At 63.3% G+C, this 18,837-nt stretch carries 20 protein-coding genes; 9 read left to right on the forward strand and 11 right to left on the reverse strand.

The window, feature by feature from the left end:
• Positions 1-107 precede the first annotated feature (107 nt).
• Positions 108-764 (forward strand): HAD family hydrolase, encoded by a 657-nt coding sequence (locus ACK56M_RS27830; protein WP_411959167.1) that lies wholly within the window; start codon positions 108-110, stop codon positions 762-764.
• Positions 765-893: 129 nt separating this feature from the next.
• Here ACK56M_RS27830 and ACK56M_RS27835 read toward each other — a convergent pair whose 3' ends face one another.
• Positions 894-1,319 carry a DUF2269 domain-containing protein gene (locus tag ACK56M_RS27835; protein WP_015272187.1) on the reverse strand — a complete coding sequence of 142 codons (426 nt, stop codon included), beginning with the start codon at positions 1,317-1,319 and terminating at the stop codon, positions 894-896.
• 195 nt (positions 1,320-1,514) lie between these two features.
• The gene (ilvA, locus tag ACK56M_RS27840) at positions 1,515-3,029 is read right to left on the reverse strand and encodes a threonine ammonia-lyase, biosynthetic (protein ID WP_015272188.1); all 1,515 of its coding nucleotides are present in this window, start codon (positions 3,027-3,029) and stop codon (positions 1,515-1,517) included.
• Positions 3,030-3,163: 134 nt separating this feature from the next.
• Between ilvA and rpiA the strand changes: the two genes are divergently transcribed.
• Positions 3,164-3,838, forward strand: a complete 675-nt coding sequence (gene rpiA, locus ACK56M_RS27845) for a ribose-5-phosphate isomerase RpiA (RefSeq protein WP_013974672.1) — start codon at positions 3,164-3,166, stop codon at positions 3,836-3,838.
• A gap of 114 nt (positions 3,839-3,952) precedes the next feature.
• On the opposite strand, the gene ACK56M_RS27850 is transcribed toward rpiA, so the two are convergent.
• From ACK56M_RS27850 to ACK56M_RS27865, 4 genes are all read right to left on the reverse strand, one after another.
• Complete coding sequence (locus ACK56M_RS27850) at positions 3,953-4,855, reverse strand: SdiA-regulated domain-containing protein (RefSeq protein WP_015272189.1); 903 nt, start codon at positions 4,853-4,855, stop codon at positions 3,953-3,955.
• A 90-nt stretch (positions 4,856-4,945) separates the two neighbouring features.
• Positions 4,946-5,866 (reverse strand): SdiA-regulated domain-containing protein, encoded by a 921-nt coding sequence (locus ACK56M_RS27855; protein ID WP_061304693.1) that lies wholly within the window; start codon positions 5,864-5,866, stop codon positions 4,946-4,948.
• A 120-nt stretch (positions 5,867-5,986) separates the two neighbouring features.
• Positions 5,987-6,652, reverse strand: a complete 666-nt coding sequence (locus ACK56M_RS27860; RefSeq protein ID WP_015272191.1) for a fumarylacetoacetate hydrolase family protein — start codon at positions 6,650-6,652, stop codon at positions 5,987-5,989.
• 25 nt (positions 6,653-6,677) lie between these two features.
• On the reverse strand, positions 6,678-8,075 hold the full coding sequence (locus tag ACK56M_RS27865) for an FAD-binding oxidoreductase (RefSeq protein WP_015272192.1): 1,398 nt from the start codon (positions 8,073-8,075) through the stop codon (positions 6,678-6,680).
• Between the two features lie 170 nt (positions 8,076-8,245).
• Here ACK56M_RS27865 and serA point away from each other — a divergent pair, with 170 nt between their 5' ends.
• The gene (serA, locus tag ACK56M_RS27870; protein WP_003258542.1) at positions 8,246-9,475 is read left to right on the forward strand and encodes a phosphoglycerate dehydrogenase; all 1,230 of its coding nucleotides are present in this window, start codon (positions 8,246-8,248) and stop codon (positions 9,473-9,475) included.
• 105 nt (positions 9,476-9,580) lie between these two features.
• On the opposite strand, the gene ACK56M_RS27875 is transcribed toward serA, so the two are convergent.
• On the reverse strand, positions 9,581-10,057 hold the full coding sequence (locus tag ACK56M_RS27875) for a DUF4399 domain-containing protein (RefSeq protein WP_015272193.1): 477 nt from the start codon (positions 10,055-10,057) through the stop codon (positions 9,581-9,583).
• Between the two features lie 224 nt (positions 10,058-10,281).
• On the opposite strand from ACK56M_RS27875, the gene ACK56M_RS27880 reads away from it, so the two are divergent.
• A complete protein-coding gene (locus ACK56M_RS27880; RefSeq protein WP_046613589.1) occupies positions 10,282-10,770 on the forward strand; it encodes a substrate-binding periplasmic protein in 489 nt (162 codons plus the stop codon).
• Positions 10,771-10,892: 122 nt separating this feature from the next.
• Here ACK56M_RS27880 and ACK56M_RS27885 read toward each other — a convergent pair whose 3' ends face one another.
• Both ACK56M_RS27885 and ACK56M_RS27890 read right to left on the reverse strand, forming a co-directional pair.
• Positions 10,893-11,396, reverse strand: a complete 504-nt coding sequence (locus tag ACK56M_RS27885; RefSeq protein WP_046613590.1) for a DUF523 domain-containing protein — start codon at positions 11,394-11,396, stop codon at positions 10,893-10,895.
• Positions 11,383-12,015, reverse strand: coding sequence for a 2OG-Fe(II) oxygenase (locus ACK56M_RS27890; RefSeq protein ID WP_054573432.1), 633 nt, complete (start codon positions 12,013-12,015; stop codon positions 11,383-11,385). Before ACK56M_RS27890 ends, ACK56M_RS27885 begins: the two co-directional genes overlap by 14 nt.
• A gap of 113 nt (positions 12,016-12,128) precedes the next feature.
• Here ACK56M_RS27890 and ACK56M_RS27895 point away from each other — a divergent pair, with 113 nt between their 5' ends.
• Complete coding sequence (locus tag ACK56M_RS27895) at positions 12,129-12,881, forward strand: DUF2059 domain-containing protein (RefSeq protein ID WP_015272197.1); 753 nt, start codon at positions 12,129-12,131, stop codon at positions 12,879-12,881.
• Here the strand turns inward: ACK56M_RS27895 and ACK56M_RS27900 are convergent, their stop codons facing one another.
• Positions 12,882-13,808: an alpha/beta hydrolase gene (locus tag ACK56M_RS27900; RefSeq protein WP_015272198.1), complete on the reverse strand. Its 927-nt coding sequence runs from the start codon at positions 13,806-13,808 to the stop codon at positions 12,882-12,884.
• Between the two features lie 212 nt (positions 13,809-14,020).
• Between ACK56M_RS27900 and ACK56M_RS27905 the strand changes: the two genes are divergently transcribed.
• Both ACK56M_RS27905 and ACK56M_RS27910 read left to right on the forward strand, forming a co-directional pair.
• Positions 14,021-14,584 (forward strand): DUF6436 domain-containing protein, encoded by a 564-nt coding sequence (locus ACK56M_RS27905; protein WP_137137760.1) that lies wholly within the window; start codon positions 14,021-14,023, stop codon positions 14,582-14,584.
• 62 nt (positions 14,585-14,646) lie between these two features.
• Positions 14,647-14,751, forward strand: a complete 105-nt coding sequence (locus tag ACK56M_RS27910) for a bacteriocin immunity protein (RefSeq protein WP_411959168.1) — start codon at positions 14,647-14,649, stop codon at positions 14,749-14,751.
• Between the two features lie 39 nt (positions 14,752-14,790).
• Here ACK56M_RS27910 and ACK56M_RS27915 read toward each other — a convergent pair whose 3' ends face one another.
• Positions 14,791-15,342 (reverse strand): sugar O-acetyltransferase, encoded by a 552-nt coding sequence (locus ACK56M_RS27915; RefSeq protein ID WP_137137761.1) that lies wholly within the window; start codon positions 15,340-15,342, stop codon positions 14,791-14,793.
• 86 nt (positions 15,343-15,428) lie between these two features.
• On the opposite strand from ACK56M_RS27915, the gene ACK56M_RS27920 reads away from it, so the two are divergent.
• Together ACK56M_RS27920 and ACK56M_RS27925 are read left to right on the forward strand one after the other, a co-directional pair.
• The gene (locus ACK56M_RS27920) at positions 15,429-17,834 is read left to right on the forward strand and encodes a penicillin acylase family protein (protein WP_061304706.1); all 2,406 of its coding nucleotides are present in this window, start codon (positions 15,429-15,431) and stop codon (positions 17,832-17,834) included.
• 85 nt (positions 17,835-17,919) lie between these two features.
• Positions 17,920-18,738: an alpha/beta fold hydrolase gene (locus tag ACK56M_RS27925; RefSeq protein ID WP_054573433.1), complete on the forward strand. Its 819-nt coding sequence runs from the start codon at positions 17,920-17,922 to the stop codon at positions 18,736-18,738.
• The last annotated feature ends 99 nt before the right edge of the window (positions 18,739-18,837 follow it).

An 18,837-nucleotide genomic window follows, 5' to 3' on the forward strand; every position in this document is an offset into this window, starting at 1 on the left:
TTCCACAAAGCTTGCGAGCGCAGCAACGCGCCCGCCAAGCTTATGTGCAGCAGCGTGAAAACTCCGTATTCTGCGGGCCTACCCTGTGGCTTATGCGAGTGACCGCGATGCGCCTGGCTTTATTCGACCTGGACAATACCCTCCTCGGTGGCGACAGCGACCATGCCTGGGGTGACTACCTTTGCCAGCGCGGCATCCTCGACCCGGTTACCTACAAGCAACGCAACGATGGCTTCTATCAGGAATACCTGAACGGCACCCTGGACCTGCAGGCCTACCTGGCCTTTTCCATGGAAATCCTTGCGGCAACACCGGTAGCCCAGCTCGACGAATGGCACCGCGACTTCATGCGCGCCTGCATCGAGCCGATCATCCTGCCCAAGGCGCTGACCTTGCTGCAGCAGCACCGCGAGGCCGGCGACCAGCTGGTGATCATCACCGCCACCAACCGCTTCGTCACCGCACCGATTGCCCGGCGCCTGGGGGTTCGCGTGTTGCTGGCGACCGAATGCGAAACGCGTGATGACCGCTATACCGGGCGTAGTACCGATATACCGTGTTTCCGTGAAGGCAAGGTGACGCGGCTGGAGCGCTGGATGCTGGAAAACGGCTTCGACCTTGAGGACAGCTATTTCTATAGCGACTCGATGAACGATTTGCCGCTGTTGCAGCGGGTGGCGCATGCGGTGGCGGTGGACCCCGACCCGAAGCTGCGGGCGGAGGCCGAGATGCGTGGGTGGCCTGTGGTTTCGCTGCGGGATTGAGGTTTTCCTGTGCCGGCCTCTTCGCGGGTAAACCCACTCCCACAGGTACTGCACAGCCCTCAAGCCTTGCTCAGATCCTGTAGGAGCGGGTTTAACCGCGAAGAGGCCAGCACATACAGCACAAAGCTGTCAGACCGGCTTGGCCCCCATCAGCCCGGCGATGGACAGGAAGCAAACCCCACTGAACACCGCCAGTGCCAAGGTAAAGCGCAGCCCCACCACCTCGGCCTTGCGCAGCCGGTTCAACCGCACCAGCAGCCACCACACGGCAAACGCGCCCAGCGTATAGATGACGCTGGACGCCAGCACCCAGGTCTGCCCCAGCGGCCAGCCCACCAGGTGCACCAGCCACCAGCCGGTGAACGGCATGCTCACCAGGCACAGGCCCATCACCAGCCAGACGAACACCAGCGGCCGACGCAGCAGCTTGGCGTAGGCCTCGGCATCGCCCTGGCGGCGGGCGCGCACGGTCCAGAGCGCCAGGCCCAGAGCACCCAGCAGCAGGAGCGCGGTGGCGATGATGTGCAGGGTCTTGAGGGTGGTCAGGTGTTCCATGTCCGAATTGTCCTTTGTCAGGCCATTTTTGCAGCAGCCCCTAACCCTTGTAGGAGCGGCCTTGTGTCGCGAAAGGGCCGCAAAAGCGGCCCCGGGATCTCGGCCATGATCACACATTGCCGGGGCCGCCTTGCGGCCCATCGCGACACAAGGCCGCTCCTACAAAAAGCGAGATATCTGGCTTAGCTTAGCCGCTCAGCCCAGGAACAGCTTGTAAGCCGGGTTGTCGGTTTCGTCCCAGTACGGGTAGCCGATCTTCGCCAGCGCCGCCGGCACCATGTGGCGCTCGTCCTCCGGCACCTGCAACCCCGCCACCACGCGCCCGTCAGCGGCGCCATGGTTGCGGTAATGGAACATCGAGATATTCCAGCGCCCGCCCAGCTTGTTGAGGAAGTTGAACAGCGCCCCCGGCCGCTCGGGGAACTCGAAGCGCAGCACCATCTCGTCACTGGCACCGGCCGAATGGCCACCGACCATGTGGCGAATATGCAGCTTGGCCAGCTCGTTGTCGGTCAGGTCGGTAACCGGGAAGCCCTGCTCGGTCAGTTGCTGTACCAGTGCCGCACGCGGGTCGTTTTCCGGGTGGGTCTGCACGCCGACGAAGATATGCGCCTCGTCGGAGGTGTGCTTGCGGTAGTTGAATTCGGTGATCTGGCGCTTGCCGATAGCCTCGCAGAAGGCCTTGAAGCTGCCCGGGCGTTCGGGGATGGTCACGGCGATGATCGCTTCGCGCTTTTCACCCAGCTCGGCACGCTCGGCCACATGGCGCAGGCGGTCGAAGTTGACGTTGGCACCGGAGTCGATGGCCACCAAGGTCTGCCCGGTCACGCCGTACAGCTCGACGTACTTCTTGATGCCCGCCACGCCAAGGGCACCGGCAGGTTCGGTGATCGAGCGGGTATCATCGTAGATATCCTTGATAGCCGCGCAGATCTCGTCGGTACTGACGGTGACCACTTCATCCACATGATGGCGGCAGATATCGAAGGTGTGCTGACCGATCTGCGCCACCGCCACGCCGTCGGCGAACAGCCCGACCTGCGGCAGCACCACGCGCTCGCCGGCCGCCATGGCCGCCTGCAGGCAGTTGGAGTCGTCCGGCTCGACGCCAATCACCTTGATTTCCGGGCGCAGGTACTTCACGTAGGCAGCAATGCCGGCGATCAGGCCGCCGCCACCCACCGGCACGAAGATCGCGTCCAGCTGGCCTGGGTGCTGGCGCAGGATTTCCATGGCCACGGTGCCCTGCCCGGCGATGGTGTGCGGGTCGTCGTAGGGGTGCACGTAGACGAAGCCCTTTTCATCGACCAGTTTCAGCGAATAGGCCAGCGCCTCGGGGAACGAGTCGCCATGCAGCACCACCTTGCCGCCCCGCGAACGCACGCCTTCGACCTTGATTTCCGGGGTGGTCTTGGGCATCACGATAGTGGCCTTGATGCCCATCTCGCGCGCAGCCAGGGCCAGGCCCTGGGCGTGGTTGCCGGCCGAGGCGGTGACCACGCCACGGGCCAGTTCTTCCGGGGTCAGTTGGGCCAGCTTGTTGTAGGCCCCGCGGATCTTGAACGAGAACACCGGCTGCAGGTCTTCGCGCTTGAGCAGAATCTGGTTGCCCAGGCGCTTGCTCAGCTGCCCGGCGCTCTGCAGCGGGGTTTCGACCGCAACGTCGTAGACGCGCGAGGTGAGGATCTTCTTGACGTACTGTTCGAGCATCGGGAATGCATCACTGGGCCGCGGGACAAGGGCTGGGAGTCTACCCCAGCGCTACGTCGGGCGACCACAGCAAAGCCGCCCGAGCCGTTATACTAGGCTCTTTTCAAAACCGCCCTGCCCCTCTCGGAGCCCGCATGACCCAGGACCAACTCAAACAGGCCGTCGCCCAGGCCGCTGTCGACTTCATTCTGCCCAAGCTGGATGAAAAGAGCGTCGTCGGCGTCGGCACCGGCTCGACCGCCAACTTCTTCATCGACGCCCTGGCTCAGCACAAGACCGCCTTCGACGGCGCGGTCGCCAGCTCCGAAGCCACTGCCCAGCGTCTGAAGGGCCATGGCATCCCGGTCTACGAGCTGAACAGCGTCAGCGAACTGGAGTTCTACGTGGACGGCGCCGACGAGAGCGACGCGCACCTGAACCTGATCAAGGGCGGCGGCGCAGCCCTGACCCGCGAGAAGATCGTCGCCGCCGTGGCCAAGACCTTCATCTGCATCGCCGACGCCAGCAAGCTGGTACCGGTGCTGGGCGCCTTCCCGCTGCCGGTCGAAGTGATCCCGATGGCCCGCAGCCATGTGGCGCGCCAACTGGTCAAGCTGGGTGGTGACCCGGTGTACCGTGAGGGCGTGGTTACCGACAACGGCAACGTGATCCTCGATGTGCACAACCTGCAGATCACCAACCCGGTGGAGCTGGAAGCACAGATCAACGCCATCGTTGGCGTGGTGACCAACGGCCTGTTCGCGGCGCGTCCGGCAGATTTGCTGCTGCTGGGTACCTCTGAGGGCGTGAAAAGCCTCAAGGCCGAGTAACCTTCTGCGAGGGCTTCGCCCTCGTTTCGCGACACAAGGCCGCTCCTACAGGGGTATGCGATTTCCTGTAGGAGCACCTTGTGTCGCGATGGGCTGCAAAGCAGCCCCACCTGCTCACTCCGCTGGCTGTTTGAACACATAGAACAGGTTCGGCTCACTGACCAGATAGATGGTCCCTGCCTCATCCATCGCAATCCCCTCCGCCTGTGGCACCGTCGCCTGCAACCCCTGGAACCCCTTGCGCAACGACAAGGTACTCAGCGGCCGGCCCTCCACATCCAGCTCCAGCACCAGCCGCGACTCGTCCGACAGCGCCAGCAGGTGCCCGCTGCGCTCATCGAACTGCAAGCTCGACAGGTCCCGCACGAACAGCCGCGAATCGCGCTTGCGGTCCTGCACCACATGCACCGCATAGGGCTGCTCAGGATTGTCGTGCGGGAAGCCATGCACCTCGTAGATCAGCATTGGGTCACGCTCCTTGGCCACGAACAGGCGCTTGCCCGCCGAATCATAGGCCAGCCCCTCGAAGCCCTTGTTGCCATTCAGGCCAATGCCCAGGGTCAGCTGCTCGGCATCGCCGGCATCGAGGAACATCGTGTCGTCCTCCAGGCGCACGCGAATCAGCCGCTGCTGACGCTCGTCGGTGATCACATAGCTGTTGGGCCCGACGTACTCCACGGCTTCCGGGTCGCCGAAGCCGGTCAGCGGCACTCGGCGCAGGATGCGCCCGTCCAGCGACAGCTCGATCAGCTCCGAGCGTGCATTGGTAACGGTAAACAGAGTCTTGCGGTCGGGGTCGTAGGTCAGCGCCGAGATGTCGTCATCCAGCCCCTCGATCGGCTGCGCCTCCACCACCACCCGGTAACGGTCCAGGCCGATGCTTTGCTCGGCTGGCTGCCACCAGGCGTTGAGGTTGAACCAGCCACGCTCGAACAGGCGAAACTCCTGCCCGGCCAAGCCGAGCAGGATCAGGCCGATAACGACCAGAACAGGGAACGGACGAACAAAACGGCGCATGAGGGAAGACTCGACACAGGGGTGACGAATCTAATCACGAACAACTGAAGTAAAGCTTAATGCCAGCATCCGAAAAGTCGGATGTTTGGGTCAGTTTTTGCTGAAGCGATAGAACAGTGCAGGCTCGCTGACCATGTACAGGTTGCCCTTGTCGTCCATGGCCACCCCTTCGGCACGCGGGATGGTGTCCTGCAGGCCGTTGAAACCGCCGAGCAGGGTCATGAAACTGACTTGCTGGCCCTGCTCGTCCAGTTCCAGAAGCATGTTGGAGTCGGACGACAGCACCAGCAAGTGGCCGGTACGCGGATCCACGCCAAGCGCCGATAGGTTGCGCAGGTCAAGTTCATCACTGGGCAAAAGCTGTTTTTCACCCGTGAGCGGGCTGCGGCCGTCGGTATTCCAGGTATACAGCCTGGGCGGGCGCTCCTCGCCGATGACCAGGCGCTGGCGCAGCGGGTCCCAGGCCACCGCCTCGAAGCCCTTGTTGCTCTTCACCGACGGGCCCAGGTCGTGGCTCTGGAAATCATCATGGTTCAACGAGGTGGTCTGCGCATCCACCTTGACCACGGTCAGGTCGTGCAGGCGCTCATCGGTGATTGCCAGGTAGCCGTCTTCCAGTACGGCGACGCCTTCCGGGTTGTTCCAGCCGTTGAGGGGGATCTTGCGCAGTACATCGCCATCCAGGCTCAGTTCGACCAGGATCGGGTTCTTGCCCATGACTGCGAACAGGGTGCGGGTACGCGGGTTGAAGGCCACATCTGAAGCTTCATCGTCGTCCATGCCCGGCAACGGTTTGGCATTGATGTCGACCTTGTAGTCTGGTAGCCATACGCTCTCGCTGCGCTCGGCGGCGCTTTCGAAACTTTCTTTGACCCACAGCGCACCGCGGTCATCCCAGTGCATGGCTACGGCCACGCCATAGCCGACTACCGCCGCCACAGCCAGGCCGAAGGGCCAGCGCAGAAAGAAACGACGCTTGGGGGTTGCCGGGGCGCTGGAGGGAGATGGCATGCAGGGGTCCTGGGGAAATGGGCGAAGATTCGCGCATTATCCGGATCAGGTGTGAAAAATCGGTAAACAGGACCGGCCTCTTCGCGGGTTTACCCGCGAAGAAGGCGACGCGGTCTCGAGTCAGAGCACCCGGCTTTCGAAGCGGCTCACACCCGGCAACTCCAGCACCAATTCGTCACCGACATTGAACGGCCCCACACCCGCCGGGGTACCGGTGAGGATCACATCCCCCGCCTGCAGCGAGAAATGCGCGGCCATGTGCTGGATCATCGGCACGATCGGGTTGAGCATCATCGCGCTGTTACCATCCTGGCGAACTTCGCCGTTGACGGTCAGGCGCACTGGGATGTCGGTCACATCCTCGAAGCTGGCGGCCGACACGAACGGCGGCAGTACGCAGGCGCCATCGAAGCACTTGGCCAACTCCCAGGGCAGGCCCTTCTCTTTCAGCTTGGCCTGCACGTCACGCAGGGTAAGGTCTAGCGCCGGTGCATAGCCGGAAATGGCGTCCAGCACCTCTTCCTCACTCGGGTGAGTCGACAGCGGCTTGCCCAGCAGCACGGCAATTTCCGCCTCATAGTGCACCGAGCCACGTTCCGTCGGGATCTTGAAGCCGCCCTCGGCTGGTACCACGCAGCTGCCCGGCTTGATGAACAGCAGCGGTTCGGTGGGGATCGGATTGTCCAGCTCCTTGGCATGCTCGGCATAGTTACGGCCGATGCAAACCACCTTGCCCAGCGGGAAGTGAATGCGTGTGCCGTCTACGTACTGATGCTGGTAACTCATGGCCGACTCCTCTGGATACTGCTTTCTATTCAGGTGCGAAGATCTTACCCGGATTCATGATGCCGTTAGGGTCGAACACGGCCTTTATTGCCTTCATGCAGGCAATTTCTTCGGGCGAGCGGCTATAGCCCAGGTAGTCACGCTTGGTCATGCCCACACCATGCTCGGCGGAGATCGAGCCGTTGTAGCGCTCGACGATCTCGAACACCCACTTGTTGACCTTGGTGCACGAGGCGAAGAAGTCGTCCTTGCTCATGTGCTCGGGCTTGAGGATGTTCAGGTGCAGGTTGCCGTCGCCGATGTGGCCGTACCACACCACTTCGTAATCCGGGTAATGTTCGGCGACGATGGCATCTATATCGCGCAGGAACGCTGGCACTTTCGACACCGTGACAGAAATGTCGTTCTTGTACGGGGTCCAGTGCGAGATGGTTTCCGACAGGTACTCGCGCAGTTTCCACAGGTTTTTCAGCTGGGTCTCACTCTGGCTCATCACCCCGTCCAGCACCCAGCCTTGCTCGACGCAGTGCTCGAAGGTGGCCAGGGCTTCGTTGGCCACCTCCTCGGTGCTGGCCTCGAATTCCAGCAGCGCATAGAACGGGCAGTCGGTCTCGAACGGTGCCGGCACATCGCCACGCGCCAGGATCTTGGCCAGGCCCTTGTCGGAAAAGAACTCGAAGGCGGTCAGGTCCAGCTTGCCCTGGAAGGCATGCAGCACCGGCATGATCGAGTCGAAATCCGGGGTCCCCAGCACCATCGCGGTGAGGTTGCGCGGCGCACGGTCCAGACGCATGGTGGCCTCGACCACGAAGCCCAGGGTACCTTCGGCACCGATGAACAGCTGGCGCAGGTCGTAGCCGGTGGCGTTCTTGATCAGGTCCTTGTTCAGCTCCAGCAGCTCACCCTTGCCGGTCACCACTTTCAACCCGGCCACCCAGTTGCGGGTCATGCCGTAGCGAATCACCTTGATTCCGCCGGCATTGGTGCCGATATTGCCGCCAATCTGGCTGGAACCGCTGGAGGCGAAGTCCACGGGGTAATACAGGCCCTGTTCTTCGGCGTAGGCCTGCAGCTGGCGGGTAATCACCCCTGGCTGGCAGACCACGGTGCGGTCGAAGGCATTGAAGCCGAGAATCTGGTTCATGTAGTCGAAGGCGACCACCACTTCGCCATTGGCCGCCACGGCGCCTGCGGAAAGCCCGGTACGCCCGCCAGACGGCACCAGCGCCACCTTGTGCGTATTGGCCCAGCGCACGATCGCCTGCACCTGCTCCACCGTCTTGGGAAAGACGATGGCGCTGGGTGCCGGTGGGTAATGCTTGGTCCAGTCCTTGCCATAGGCTTCCAGGGAAGCTGCGTCGGTCAGGACCTTGCCAGGGTCGACAAGGGTCATCAGTTCATCAATTACAGCGGGGTGGGTCATCGCTGGAACTCTCGACTTATTCATAGTCACCCTGAGCACTCTTCACCTGTCGGGATAAGCTCAGATTGTGTCGCGTATGCTAGCATAGCCCTCCCGCTGTTCATGCTAAGGCCGCCTTTGCGCCTGGCATCACCCTCGCCATTTTTTCTCCGGGATACAGGTTTACGCAGATGAGCAAGACTTCTCTCGACAAGAGCAAGATCCGGTTCCTTCTTCTTGAAGGTGTGCACCAGAACGCGGTCGATACCCTCAAGGCCGCCGGCTACACCAACATCGAATACCTCACTGGTTCGCTGCCGGAAGCCGAGCTGAAGGAAAAGATCGCAGATGCCCACTTCATCGGCATCCGTTCGCGCACCCAGCTGACCGAAGAGATCTTCGACTGCGCCAAGAAACTGGTCGCCGTTGGCTGCTTCTGCATCGGCACCAACCAGGTCGACCTGGAAGCTGCCCGCGAGCGCGGTATCGCCGTGTTCAACGCGCCATACTCCAACACCCGTTCGGTAGCCGAACTGGTACTGGCCGAAGCCATCCTGCTGCTGCGCGGCATCCCCGAGAAGAACGCTTCCTGCCACCGTGGCGGCTGGATCAAGAGCGCGGCCAATTCCTTCGAAATCCGCGGCAAGAAGCTGGGTATCGTCGGTTACGGCTCGATCGGCACCCAGCTGTCGGTCCTGGCCGAGAACATGGGCATGCAGGTGTATTTCTACGACCCGTTGACCAAGCTGCCACTGGGCAACGCCGTGCAGGTCACCAGCCTGCACGAGCTGCTGGGCCTGGCCGACATCGTTTCGCTGCACGTGCCTGAGCTGCCGTCCACCCAGTGGATGATCGGCGAGAAGGAAATCCGCGCGATGAAGAAGGGCGCGATCCTGATCAACGCCGCACGCGGCACGGTGGTCGAGCTGGACCACCTGGCCGCCGCCATCAAGGACCAGCACCTGATCGGCGCCGCCATCGACGTGTTCCCGGTGGAGCCGCGCTCCAACGACGAGCAGTTCGAAAGCCCGCTGCGTGGCCTGGACAACGTGATCCTGACCCCGCACATCGGTGGTTCCACTGCCGAAGCCCAGGCCAACATCGGCCTGGAAGTGGCCGAGAAGCTGGTCAAGTACAGCGACAACGGTACCTCGGTATCCTCGGTCAACTTCCCGGAAGTGGCCCTGCCGGCGCACCCAGGCAAGCACCGCCTGCTGCACATCCACGAAAACATCCCGGGCGTGCTCAGCGAAATCAACAAGGTCTTCGCCGAGAACGGCATCAACATCTCTGGTCAGTTCCTGCAGACCAACGAGAAAGTCGGTTACGTGGTGATCGACGTTGACGCCGAGTACTCCGACCTGGCGCAAGAGAAGCTGCAACAGGTCAAGGGCACCATCCGTTCCCGCGTGCTGTTCTAAGTTCGCTGGCGGCATGAAAAAAGGGAGGCCCTGGTGGCCTCCCTTTTTTTGCCTGTGACATTGGTGTCGCTTGCTTCGCGGGCTTGCCCGCGAAGAGCTCAACCCCTATTTCACGTCGACAGTAATCTTCTGCGACACGACGCTCGGCTTGAACGGCACGTGATACTGGTCACCCAGCACCAGCTGCAGGGTGTGCTTGCCTGGGGTCAGGGTAATGCTGGTTTCGGTCTGCGCCTTGCCGAAGTGCAATACTTGCGGGCCATCCGGCAACGCGGTGCCGGCCTGTGGCATCAGGCTGGCCGGCAGGGCCATGTCGGCCACCGGCTCTTTATCCACATCCACCAGCAGGTGGTGGTGGCCGGAGTGCGGGGTGTTGTCACCCGCAGGCTTGAGCGCCATGCCCTCGATGCCGAACTTGACGGTGAAGGTCTTGTCGACCGTGGCGCCATCGGCAGGGGAAACGATGAAGACCTTGGCATCCTTGGGCGGCTCCTGGCTCTTCAGGGCATCTGCGGCACTGGCGAACATCGACGCTCCCATCATCAGACCAGCAACGGCAGCACGCGAAAATAGGCTGTTCATTCACTTCTCCTGTGATTCACTTATTGACCGCCGCCAGTATTCCAGTGGCGGCGGTGGTTCACCTTAGTTGATATGTTTGCCCAGATGTTCACATCCTCAGGCAGAAATATTTCAATCAGGGTTAAACAATGCCGAGGCTTCAAGGTCATAGGCTGCGCTCGACCACGGCGAGGAAGAAAGCCGTGGCGAAGGTTATTCATCTGCCAAAGAGAAAAGGGGCTTTAATGCGTTCGACCATAGGAGTAATGCTGGCGGTACTGATCACGCCATTGGCTCAGGCCGAGCTGATAGACGAAATTGCCGACCGGGGCGAACTGCGCATTGCCGTACAGGTCGACAACTCGCCGTACGCATTCAAGGAAAACGACCACCTGAGCGGCTTCGAGATCGACTTCGGCCAGGCGCTGGCCAAGGAACTGGACCTGCGCGCCGAATTTATCGAAGCGCCCGCGGCAGAGGTGCTGCCGGGTGTCGAGACCGGCAAGTACGACATCGCACTGACCCCGTCGAGCGAATCGCCCAAGAATGACGGCCCGCTCGATGTGAGCCTGCCGTTTGGCGAGAAGCAGCTGGTGATCCCGTTCCAGAAGGACAACCCGGCGTTCGAGAGTGCGGTGAACAATGCACTGCAACGGCTCAAGGACAGCGGGCGGACTGCCGAACTTGAGCAGAAGTGGTTCAAGGGTGTACCTGAGACTGCGGACGGGCAGTAAGTTCTTTATTGCCTGTACTGGCCTCTTCGCGGGCACGCCCGCTCCCACAGGTTAATCACAGGCCCGGGAGCGGGTGCTATCCCTGTGGGAGCGGGCGAGCCCGCGAAGAGGCCAGTACAGGTTCAAGCAGAAAACTCAATCAGAGCCTGCTGTGCCTCGTCCAGCTCCAGCTCGCTGAACACCAGCACCCCCGCCCGCCGCAGCAATGCCGTGGTCACCCCTTCCCCGGCCACCTTCACACCACTGAACGTGCCGTCATAGGTCAACCGGTTGCCGCACGAAGGGCTCCCAGCCTTCAGCACGGCCACACGAATGCCATGACGGCGCACCAGCTCCAGCGCCCGCTGCGCCCCGGCCAGGAACTCGGTGCTGACATCCTCGCCCGTAACCGTCAGTACCCGCGCGCCACCGTCGAGCACCTCCCCACCCTGCCCGCCCGGTATCTCTGCCGGCGGCCGTGGGGTCGGCAAGCCACCCGCCACTTCCGGGCACAACGGCACCACGCGTCCTTCCGCCTGCCAGCGCTGCAACAGGTCGGGGTGGCCGCTGGCGCGGCCGTCATAGCGCACCGGCTGCCCCAGCAGGCAGGCGCTGACCAGCACCTTGGGCAGGTCAGAACAGGTCATTGCCACGGCGCCGGAACCAGCCGGTCAACGAAAGCCGCTCACGCCCGGCCGGCAGCACCTCATGGGGCACCTCGCCCGACAGGAACACTACCAGGCAGCCCGCCACCGGCTCGACATCATGCTCGACACCATCCGCCAGGAACATGCGCAACTGGCCACCGTCCTGCGGCTGCCAGCCTTCATTCAGGTACAGGACTGCCGACACCATGCGCCGGTCATCATCGCGGAAGCGGTCAAGGTGCCGGCGATAGAACGCCCCTGGCGGGTACAAGGCAAAATGGCACTCGAAGTCTTCCAGGCCAAGGAACAGGCCCTGGTTGATGGCCTGGCGCAGCTGGTCCATGGCGCTCAGGTACTGGTCGCAGGCCTCGGCCTGGCCGGGGTCGATCCACTGGATCTGGTCGCCGCGAATGGCCTCGCGCACCTCCTGGGCAGCACCGCGCCCAACCCCTGCAGGGTTGAGTTCGCCTTCGGCATCACGGCGCCGGCACTCGGCCGCGAGCGCACGCACCAGGTCGGCAGGCAGAAAAAGCGCCTGCTGGGACCAGCCATGGGTGGCCAGATCGTCGACGACGGCCGCAAGCATCGGGTGTTCAGGGGAGATGTGCATGGCGCGCATCATATCCATTAGCCATGCCGGCGCACAGCGCCACTTGGCCGAGAAGCACGCGGATATCTCGACAAACCGGCGCCCGGCCACGGACAATAGCCACCTGCCGACAGGAGTCCTGAATGCGCCGTCTGTTTTCCCTGATTCTGCTGATGATCTGCACCGTGCCTGTCTGGGCAGACAACCTGGATCAACTGTACAAGGCCGCCGGCTGGCCCGACCAGCGCGCCCATTTCAATGATGCCCTGACCGCTGCCCAGGAACGCTACCGCAACAGTTTGCCACCCGCCGTGTACCAGGCGCTGGTAAACAACAGCAACCAGCGCTTCCAGGCCCAGGCGGTGGACCGTCGCGCCCAGGCGCAGCTGCGCGCAACCTTGGCCAACCCGGCACCGGCGCTGGCTTTCTTCCGGTCGCCGCTGGGGCGCAAGGTGGTGGCTGCGGAGCTCAAGGCCACACGCAAGGACGAACTGGCCAGGAATGCCAAGGGCTTGCCGAAGATCCAGGCCAGCGATGATCGCCTGCTGATAATCGGGCATCTGGCCCAGGCCCTGCCGGCGCGCGAAGCCGGCGCCGAAGTGAGCCTGGCCATCGCCGGCGTGGCTGCCGACAGCCTCAGTTCGATGATCCCCGGCCTGTTCGGCGGCGGTCAGGCCCAGGGCCTGCTCGATGGTCAGCGCCAGCGTCTGATGAGCCAGATTGGCGAAGACCTCAACAACACGCTGCTGTATGTCTACCGCGACCTGTCCGATGCCGAGCTGGAAGAGTTCGCCACCTTTGCCGAGTCGCCGGACGGCAAGGCTTACTACCAGGCAGCCCTGGCCGCTGTACGCGCAGGCCTGGCGGTTGGCCAGAGCACCAACGACCTGAAGTGATCAGTTCAGGCGCTGGTCGATGAAGTCGAAGTAGCGCTTGCGAATGCCAGGTAGCTCGTTGGCCAGGTGGTGACGGGCCTCGGGCAGCATCAGAATCTGCGGCTCGGCAAACTTGGCCTTGAGTACTTCGAGGTTGTACGGCCAGTCCACTGTGCCATCCGCTTCTCCTTGCACGATCAACGGCCGCCGCGAGCTGCGCGGCGCGGCTTCGATACGCTTGACCCAGGCAATCAAGGCGCCCACCCAGGCGGTTGGCAGACGGCGCGGTTGCAGCGGGTCGGCTTCGAGGAACGGCAGGAAGGTCGGGTCATTGGTGTTCTCGCTGAAGCGCCGCTCGATGCCATTCACGAAGTGACGCAACACACGATAGCTCAGCTTCGACCAGCGCCAGGCACAGGGCCGCACCAGCGGTGCCAACAGGATGACCTGGCCATCGATGGGGCTGCGCGCGCCTTGGTACAACAGGTGGTCCACGGCGATGGCGCCACCGGTGCTTTGCCCGCACAGGTGCCAGGGGCGCGGCAGTTGCAGCGTGCGCGCCTGTTCGAGCAAAGCCTCCAGCACCTGCTGGTAAACCGCGAAATCACTGATGCTGGCCCGCTCGCCGCTGGACAGGCCATGGCCGGGCAGGTCGCAACTGATCACGGCGAACCCCTGTTTGAGCGCCCAATCGATCACGTGACGGTAAAGCCCCATGTGATCGTAATAGCCGTGCAGCAGAAACAGAGTCGCGCTCGGCTGCTCGGGTAGCCAGGCCTGCCCGACCAGATCGAACCCCGCGGCCTGGAAGCCGCCCAGCCAACTGTGAGCCGACAGGTTGAGGCCATAGAAGCGCTGGTAGTCTTGCGCCTGCGCCGACAACGGCTGGCGAACGGTCAGCGGCGCCAGGCTGGTGCGCAGGAGGTCGGGATGAAAGGCAGCGGGCATCGGGTACATCCACAGTGAAGCAAGTATTGATCTGGGATATTCAGCTCTGGCTGGCGTCGTGGCAAGCTTGCTCGATTTCAGGCCGATAGCGGTATCCCCTGGTAGGAGCAGCCTTGTGCTGCGAAGAGGCCGGTACTGCCACAACAACTCCCTCAGTCATGCCGGCCCTTTCGCAGCACAAGGCTGCTCCTACAGAGGGCCGCGGAAACTTCATGAAGACTCGGATCATCAAACCGCTGTGCACGGCAATCGCCCTTCTGGTCGGCGTGACCATCCTCTGGCAGGCCTACACCACCTTCCAGGCCCGCTACCTGCGCCCGTTCGACAACCAGGCCACGCTGTTCGACGGCAGCCAGCTGCAGTTGCCCCCCGAACTGGCAGGCCCCGGCCCGATCCGGGTAGTGCATTTCTGGGACCCGGCCTGCCCGTGCAACGTCGGCAACCAGCAGCACCTGGGCGACCTGGTCAGCCGGTTCGCCAGCCAGGGCGTGACCTTCCACGTGCTGCAAAAGCCCGACAGCCACGGCCAGCTGCCAGCCAACCTCACCGCCCTCAAGCCACTCGCCAGCCTGCCCGGCAGCGAACACCTGCCCGCCTCCCCGGCCGTGGCCATCTGGGACCGGCAAGGCCACCTGGCCTACTTCGGCCCCTACAGCGAAGGCGCGGTGTGCAATGCCAGCAATAGCTTTGTGGAACCCATCATCAAGGCCTTGCTTGAAGACCGGCCGGTGCAGGCCAGCAATACATTGGCCATAGGGTGTTACTGCCCCTGGTAGTTAGTGGCTGCCCGATAGATATCTACAGCTTCAGCCTGAGGGGGCACCCCGATGGAGCGGGCGTGATTTTTTACCCTCCAAAGGGAGCGGATAAGAGCCCGCAAGGCGTCAACCGAATAAAAGAATGGCGCGCCGCCAATGGTAAACCCGGTTTCAAACCCGCCTGACTGAGAGCCTTGCGACCAAAACCGCAGGGCGTTTTCATATCAACCACGCACCCGCGCAGGGTTGCCCACCACCACCGCCCCAGCCGGCACATCCCGAGTCACCACACTACCGGCACCCACCACGGCGTTATCGCCAATGGTCACCCCCGGCAGGATGATCGCCGCGCCGCCGATCCACACGTTGTTGCCGATGGTCACCGGCCGGCCACTCTCCAGCCCAGTGCGGCGCACCTCGGGGTCGAGCGGGTGGTCGGCGGTATAGATCTGCACGTTGGGGCCGATCTGGCAGTCATCACCGATACGCACCGGCAGCACATCGAGGATCACGCAGTTGAAATTCATGAAGGTGTTGCGGCCGACGCTGATGTTGTAGCCATAGTCGCAATAGAACGGCGGGCGGATCACCGCGCCTTCGCCGACCTGGCCAAAGTGCTCTACCAGGAGCCCATGACGTGCGTCGTTGAGCAATTCGACACTGCTGTTGTAGCGGTGCATCCAGTGCTTGTTGGCGATCTGCTCGGCCTGCAGCTCGGGGCAGCCAGCGTGATAGAGCTGGCCTGTAAGCATTTTCTGTTTTTCGCTGAGGGACATGGAAACTCCTTCCTGGGGCTATGCTCTGGTCGCGAATCCGCCGATCATCGGACCACATTTTTCGCTTGAACGCACAAGGAGCCTGCATGAAGCGCAGCTTGACCCTGTTGGCCGTGATGGTTGCCGTGGCCGCCGGCGCCGGATACTGGTATGTGCAGGGCAAGCTGCCGCAACGCGAGGGCGACGTGGCCATCGCCGGCCTGCAGGCGCCGGTCAACGTGCGCTACGACGCCCGTGGGGTGCCGCACCTGCAGGCGCAGAGCGAGCCCGACCTGTATCGTGCTCTCGGTTACGTGCATGCCCAGGACCGGCTGTTCCAGATGGAGATCCTGCGGCGCCTGGCCCGGGGCGAGCTGGCCGAGGTACTGGGCGACAAGCTGCTGCCCACCGACACCCTGTTCCGCAGCCTGCGCATTCGCGAACAGGCAGCACTGATGGCCAAGCGTCAGGACCGCCAGTCACCCGCCTGGCAAGCCCTGCAGGCCTACCTCGACGGGGTGAACAGCTGGCAGGCCAGCCACCCAAAACCCGTGGAGTTCGACCTGCTCGGCATCACCCCACGCCCCTTCAGCGCCGAAGACACCCTGAGCATCGCCGGCTACCTGGCCTACAGCTTCGCCGCCGCGTTTCGCACCGAACCCGCGCTCACCTATATCCGCGACCAGCTGGGCCCTGAGTACCTGAACATCTTCGATCTCGCCTGGCAGCCCGAGGGCGCCTTGGGTACACCGCTGGCCGCTGCCGACTGGCAAAGCCTGGAGGCCCTCGCCCGCCTCAGCCATGATGCGCTGGGCGATGCGGGCATCCCGCAATTCGAGGGCAGCAACGCCTGGGCCGTGGCCGGCAGCCGCACCCGCAGCGGCAGGCCGCTGCTGGCCGGCGACCCGCACATCGGTTTTGCGGTGCCAGCGGTGTGGTACGAGGCCGAGCTGTCGGCGCCGGGCTTCAACCTGTATGGCTACTTCCAGGCGCTCAACCCGTTCGCCCTGCTCGGCCACAACCGCGACTTCGGCTGGAGCCTGACCATGTTCCAGAATGACGACGTCGACCTGATCGCCGAGCGAACCAACCCTGCCGACGCCAACCAGGTGATGGTCGATGGCAAATGGCAGGCGCTGGAAAAGACCGAGCAGCAGATTGCCGTCAAAGGCGAAGCACCGGTCACCCTCAGCCTCCGCCGGTCGCCCCATGGCCCGATCGTCAACGACGTGCTGGGTGCCACTGCCGGGCCCACGCCAATCGCCATGTGGTGGGCGTTCCTGGAAACCGAAAACCCGATCCTCGACGGTTTCTACCAGCTCAACCGCGCCGATACCCTGGGCAAGATGCGCGAGGCCGCGGCCAAGGTGCATGCGCCGGGGCTGAACCTGGTGTGGGCCAATGCCCGTGGCGATATCGGCTGGTGGGCGGCGGCGCAGTTGCCGATACGCCCCGACGGCGTCGACCCCGCGTTCATCCTCGACGGTGCCAGTGCGCAGGCCGACAAGCTCGGCTTCTACCCCTTCAGCGTCAACCCGCAGCAGGAGAACCCGGCACGCGACTACATTGTCTCGGCCAACTACCAGCCTCCAGCAGCAGTGCCGATACCCGGTTACTACAACCTGCCGGACCGAGGCCGCCAGCTCGATCGCCACTTGGCCAACCCCGACGTGAAGTGGGATACCCAAAATAGCCAGGCGCTGCAGTTGGACACTGGCAGCGACTATGGCCCGCGCACCCTTGCACCACTGCTGGCAACGCTGCGCGCAGTGGCCGAAGGTGACGAAGAGAAGGAGCTGGTCGAGCAACTGGCAGCCTGGAGCGGCGACTACCCGCTCGACTCGACCAGTGCCACGCTGTTCAACCAGTTCCTCTACGAGCTGGCATTCGCGGCCTTGCATGACGAACTGGGCGACACCTGGTTCCCGGTGCTGATCAGCACCCGCGCCATCGACGCAGCTCTGCCGCGCCTGGCGGCGGATGCCGATTCACCGTGGTGGAACACCCGCGGAGCCAACCAGCGCACCGACCGTAACGCCGTGGTGCGGATGGCGTGGCAGAACAGCTTGAAGCACCTGCGGGAAACCCTGGGCAACGACCCGGCCAGTTGGCAGTGGGGCAAGGCCCATACCCTGACCCACAACCACCCGCTGGGGGTCAAAAAGCCGCTGAACCTGCTGTTCAACGTCGGCCCGTTCGCCGCACCGGGCACCCATGAAGTGCCGAACAACCTCTCGGCGAAGATCGGCCCGGCGCCATGGCCGGTGACCTATGGGCCGTCGACGCGGCGGCTGGTCGACTTTGCCGATGCCGGGCAGGCGCTGACCACCAACCCGGTCGGGCAGAGTGGTGTGCCGTTCGACAGGCATTTTGCGGATCAGGCCGAAGGTTATGTGCAGGGGCAGTACCAAAAGGCGCAGATGGGGGTGATTCCGGCGCAGAGTACCTTGCGTCTGGTGCCAGCCCATTCGCAGCACAAGGCTGCTCCTACAAGAGACCGCGATCCCCTGTAGGAGCAGCCTTGTGCTGCGAATGGGCCGCAAAGCGGCCCGCGACAATTTCGAATACCCTACAGCGCTCCCAGCCGAGACCCATTCCATGCAAAGACACTTCATCGAAATCGACGGCGCCCGCATGAGCTACATCGACCAGGGCCAAGGCTTCCCGGTCCTGCTCGGCCACAGCTACCTGTGGTCCGCCGAGATGTGGCAGCCGCAAATCGAAGCCCTGTCAGCACACTTCCGCGTCATCGTCCCCGAGCTTTGGGGCCACGGCGGCTCCGATGCTCCGCCTGCCACGACCATCGACATGAGCGCCCTGGCCCGCCAACATCTGGCACTGCTGGACGCCCTGGACATTGGCAAATGCCACTTGGTCGGCCTGTCGGTCGGCGGCATGTGGGGCGCGCAACTGGCCCTTGAACACCCCGAGCGGGTGGACCGCCTGGTGCTCATGGACACTTACCTGGGCGCCGAGCCGGAGGAGACTCGGCTCAAGTACTTCGCCTTGCTGGATGCCGCCAGCGAAGCCGGCGAATTCAGCGACCTGCTGCTCGACATCATCGTGCCTATATTTTTCCACGCAGGCGGCCAGACCGTGCCTGAAATCCGTGAGCGGTTTCGTGCTCAGCTGAAGGCAAGCAGTGCACAAACCATTCGCGAGAGCCTTGATCCCATGGGGCGGATAATCTTTGGACGACACGACCTTCTGGAGCGACTCGAGCAGCTGCCGAGCGAGAGAACCATCCTGATGTGCGGCGACCAGGACATTCCGCGGCCGCCGGAAGAGTCCAATGAAATGGCGCGAATCGTTGGCTGCCTGGCGGCGCAGATTCCGTTTGCGGGGCATATCTCCAGCCTGGAGAACCCGCGGGTGGTGAATGAGTTCTTGCTGAATTGGCTACCGCGTAACCGTTGAAGTCATTGGGGCCGCCTTGCGGCCCTTCGCGGGCTCGCCCGCTCCCACAGGGCCCTGCATACGCCGATCAATGTGGGAGCGGGCAAGCCCGCGAAGGGC

Source organism: Pseudomonas sp. s4, from assembly GCF_046764235.1.
GTDB classification, from domain to species: Bacteria; Pseudomonadota; Gammaproteobacteria; order Pseudomonadales; family Pseudomonadaceae; genus Aquipseudomonas; species Aquipseudomonas asiatica.

Excerpts from the sequence above, each read along its gene's own strand:
- ACK56M_RS27850 (WP_015272189.1), bottom strand. The coding sequence starts at position 4,855 with ATGCGCCGTTTTGTTCGTCCGTTCCCTGTTCTGGTCGTTATCGGCCTG.
- ACK56M_RS27875 (WP_015272193.1), bottom strand. The coding sequence starts at position 10,057 with ATGAACAGCCTATTTTCGCGTGCTGCCGTTGCTGGTCTGATGATGGGA.
- ACK56M_RS27880 (WP_046613589.1), top strand. The coding sequence starts at position 10,282 with ATGCGTTCGACCATAGGAGTAATGCTGGCGGTACTGATCACGCCATTG.
- ACK56M_RS27890 (WP_054573432.1), bottom strand. The coding sequence starts at position 12,015 with ATGCGCGCCATGCACATCTCCCCTGAACACCCGATGCTTGCGGCCGTC.
- ACK56M_RS27830 (WP_411959167.1), top strand. The coding sequence starts at position 108 with ATGCGCCTGGCTTTATTCGACCTGGACAATACCCTCCTCGGTGGCGAC.
- ACK56M_RS27915 (WP_137137761.1), bottom strand. The coding sequence starts at position 15,342 with ATGTCCCTCAGCGAAAAACAGAAAATGCTTACAGGCCAGCTCTATCAC.
- ilvA (WP_015272188.1), bottom strand. The coding sequence starts at position 3,029 with ATGCTCGAACAGTACGTCAAGAAGATCCTCACCTCGCGCGTCTACGAC.
- ACK56M_RS27855 (WP_061304693.1), bottom strand. The coding sequence starts at position 5,866 with ATGCCATCTCCCTCCAGCGCCCCGGCAACCCCCAAGCGTCGTTTCTTT.
- ACK56M_RS27835 (WP_015272187.1), bottom strand. The coding sequence starts at position 1,319 with ATGGAACACCTGACCACCCTCAAGACCCTGCACATCATCGCCACCGCG.
- ACK56M_RS27895 (WP_015272197.1), top strand. The coding sequence starts at position 12,129 with ATGCGCCGTCTGTTTTCCCTGATTCTGCTGATGATCTGCACCGTGCCT.
- ACK56M_RS27920 (WP_061304706.1), top strand. The coding sequence starts at position 15,429 with ATGAAGCGCAGCTTGACCCTGTTGGCCGTGATGGTTGCCGTGGCCGCC.
- ACK56M_RS27860 (WP_015272191.1), bottom strand. The coding sequence starts at position 6,652 with ATGAGTTACCAGCATCAGTACGTAGACGGCACACGCATTCACTTCCCG.
- ACK56M_RS27865 (WP_015272192.1), bottom strand. The coding sequence starts at position 8,075 with ATGACCCACCCCGCTGTAATTGATGAACTGATGACCCTTGTCGACCCT.
- serA (WP_003258542.1), top strand. The coding sequence starts at position 8,246 with ATGAGCAAGACTTCTCTCGACAAGAGCAAGATCCGGTTCCTTCTTCTT.
- ACK56M_RS27900 (WP_015272198.1), bottom strand. The coding sequence starts at position 13,808 with ATGCCCGCTGCCTTTCATCCCGACCTCCTGCGCACCAGCCTGGCGCCG.
- ACK56M_RS27925 (WP_054573433.1), top strand. The coding sequence starts at position 17,920 with ATGCAAAGACACTTCATCGAAATCGACGGCGCCCGCATGAGCTACATC.
- ACK56M_RS27905 (WP_137137760.1), top strand. The coding sequence starts at position 14,021 with ATGAAGACTCGGATCATCAAACCGCTGTGCACGGCAATCGCCCTTCTG.
- rpiA (WP_013974672.1), top strand. The coding sequence starts at position 3,164 with ATGACCCAGGACCAACTCAAACAGGCCGTCGCCCAGGCCGCTGTCGAC.
- ACK56M_RS27885 (WP_046613590.1), bottom strand. The coding sequence starts at position 11,396 with ATGACCTGTTCTGACCTGCCCAAGGTGCTGGTCAGCGCCTGCCTGCTG.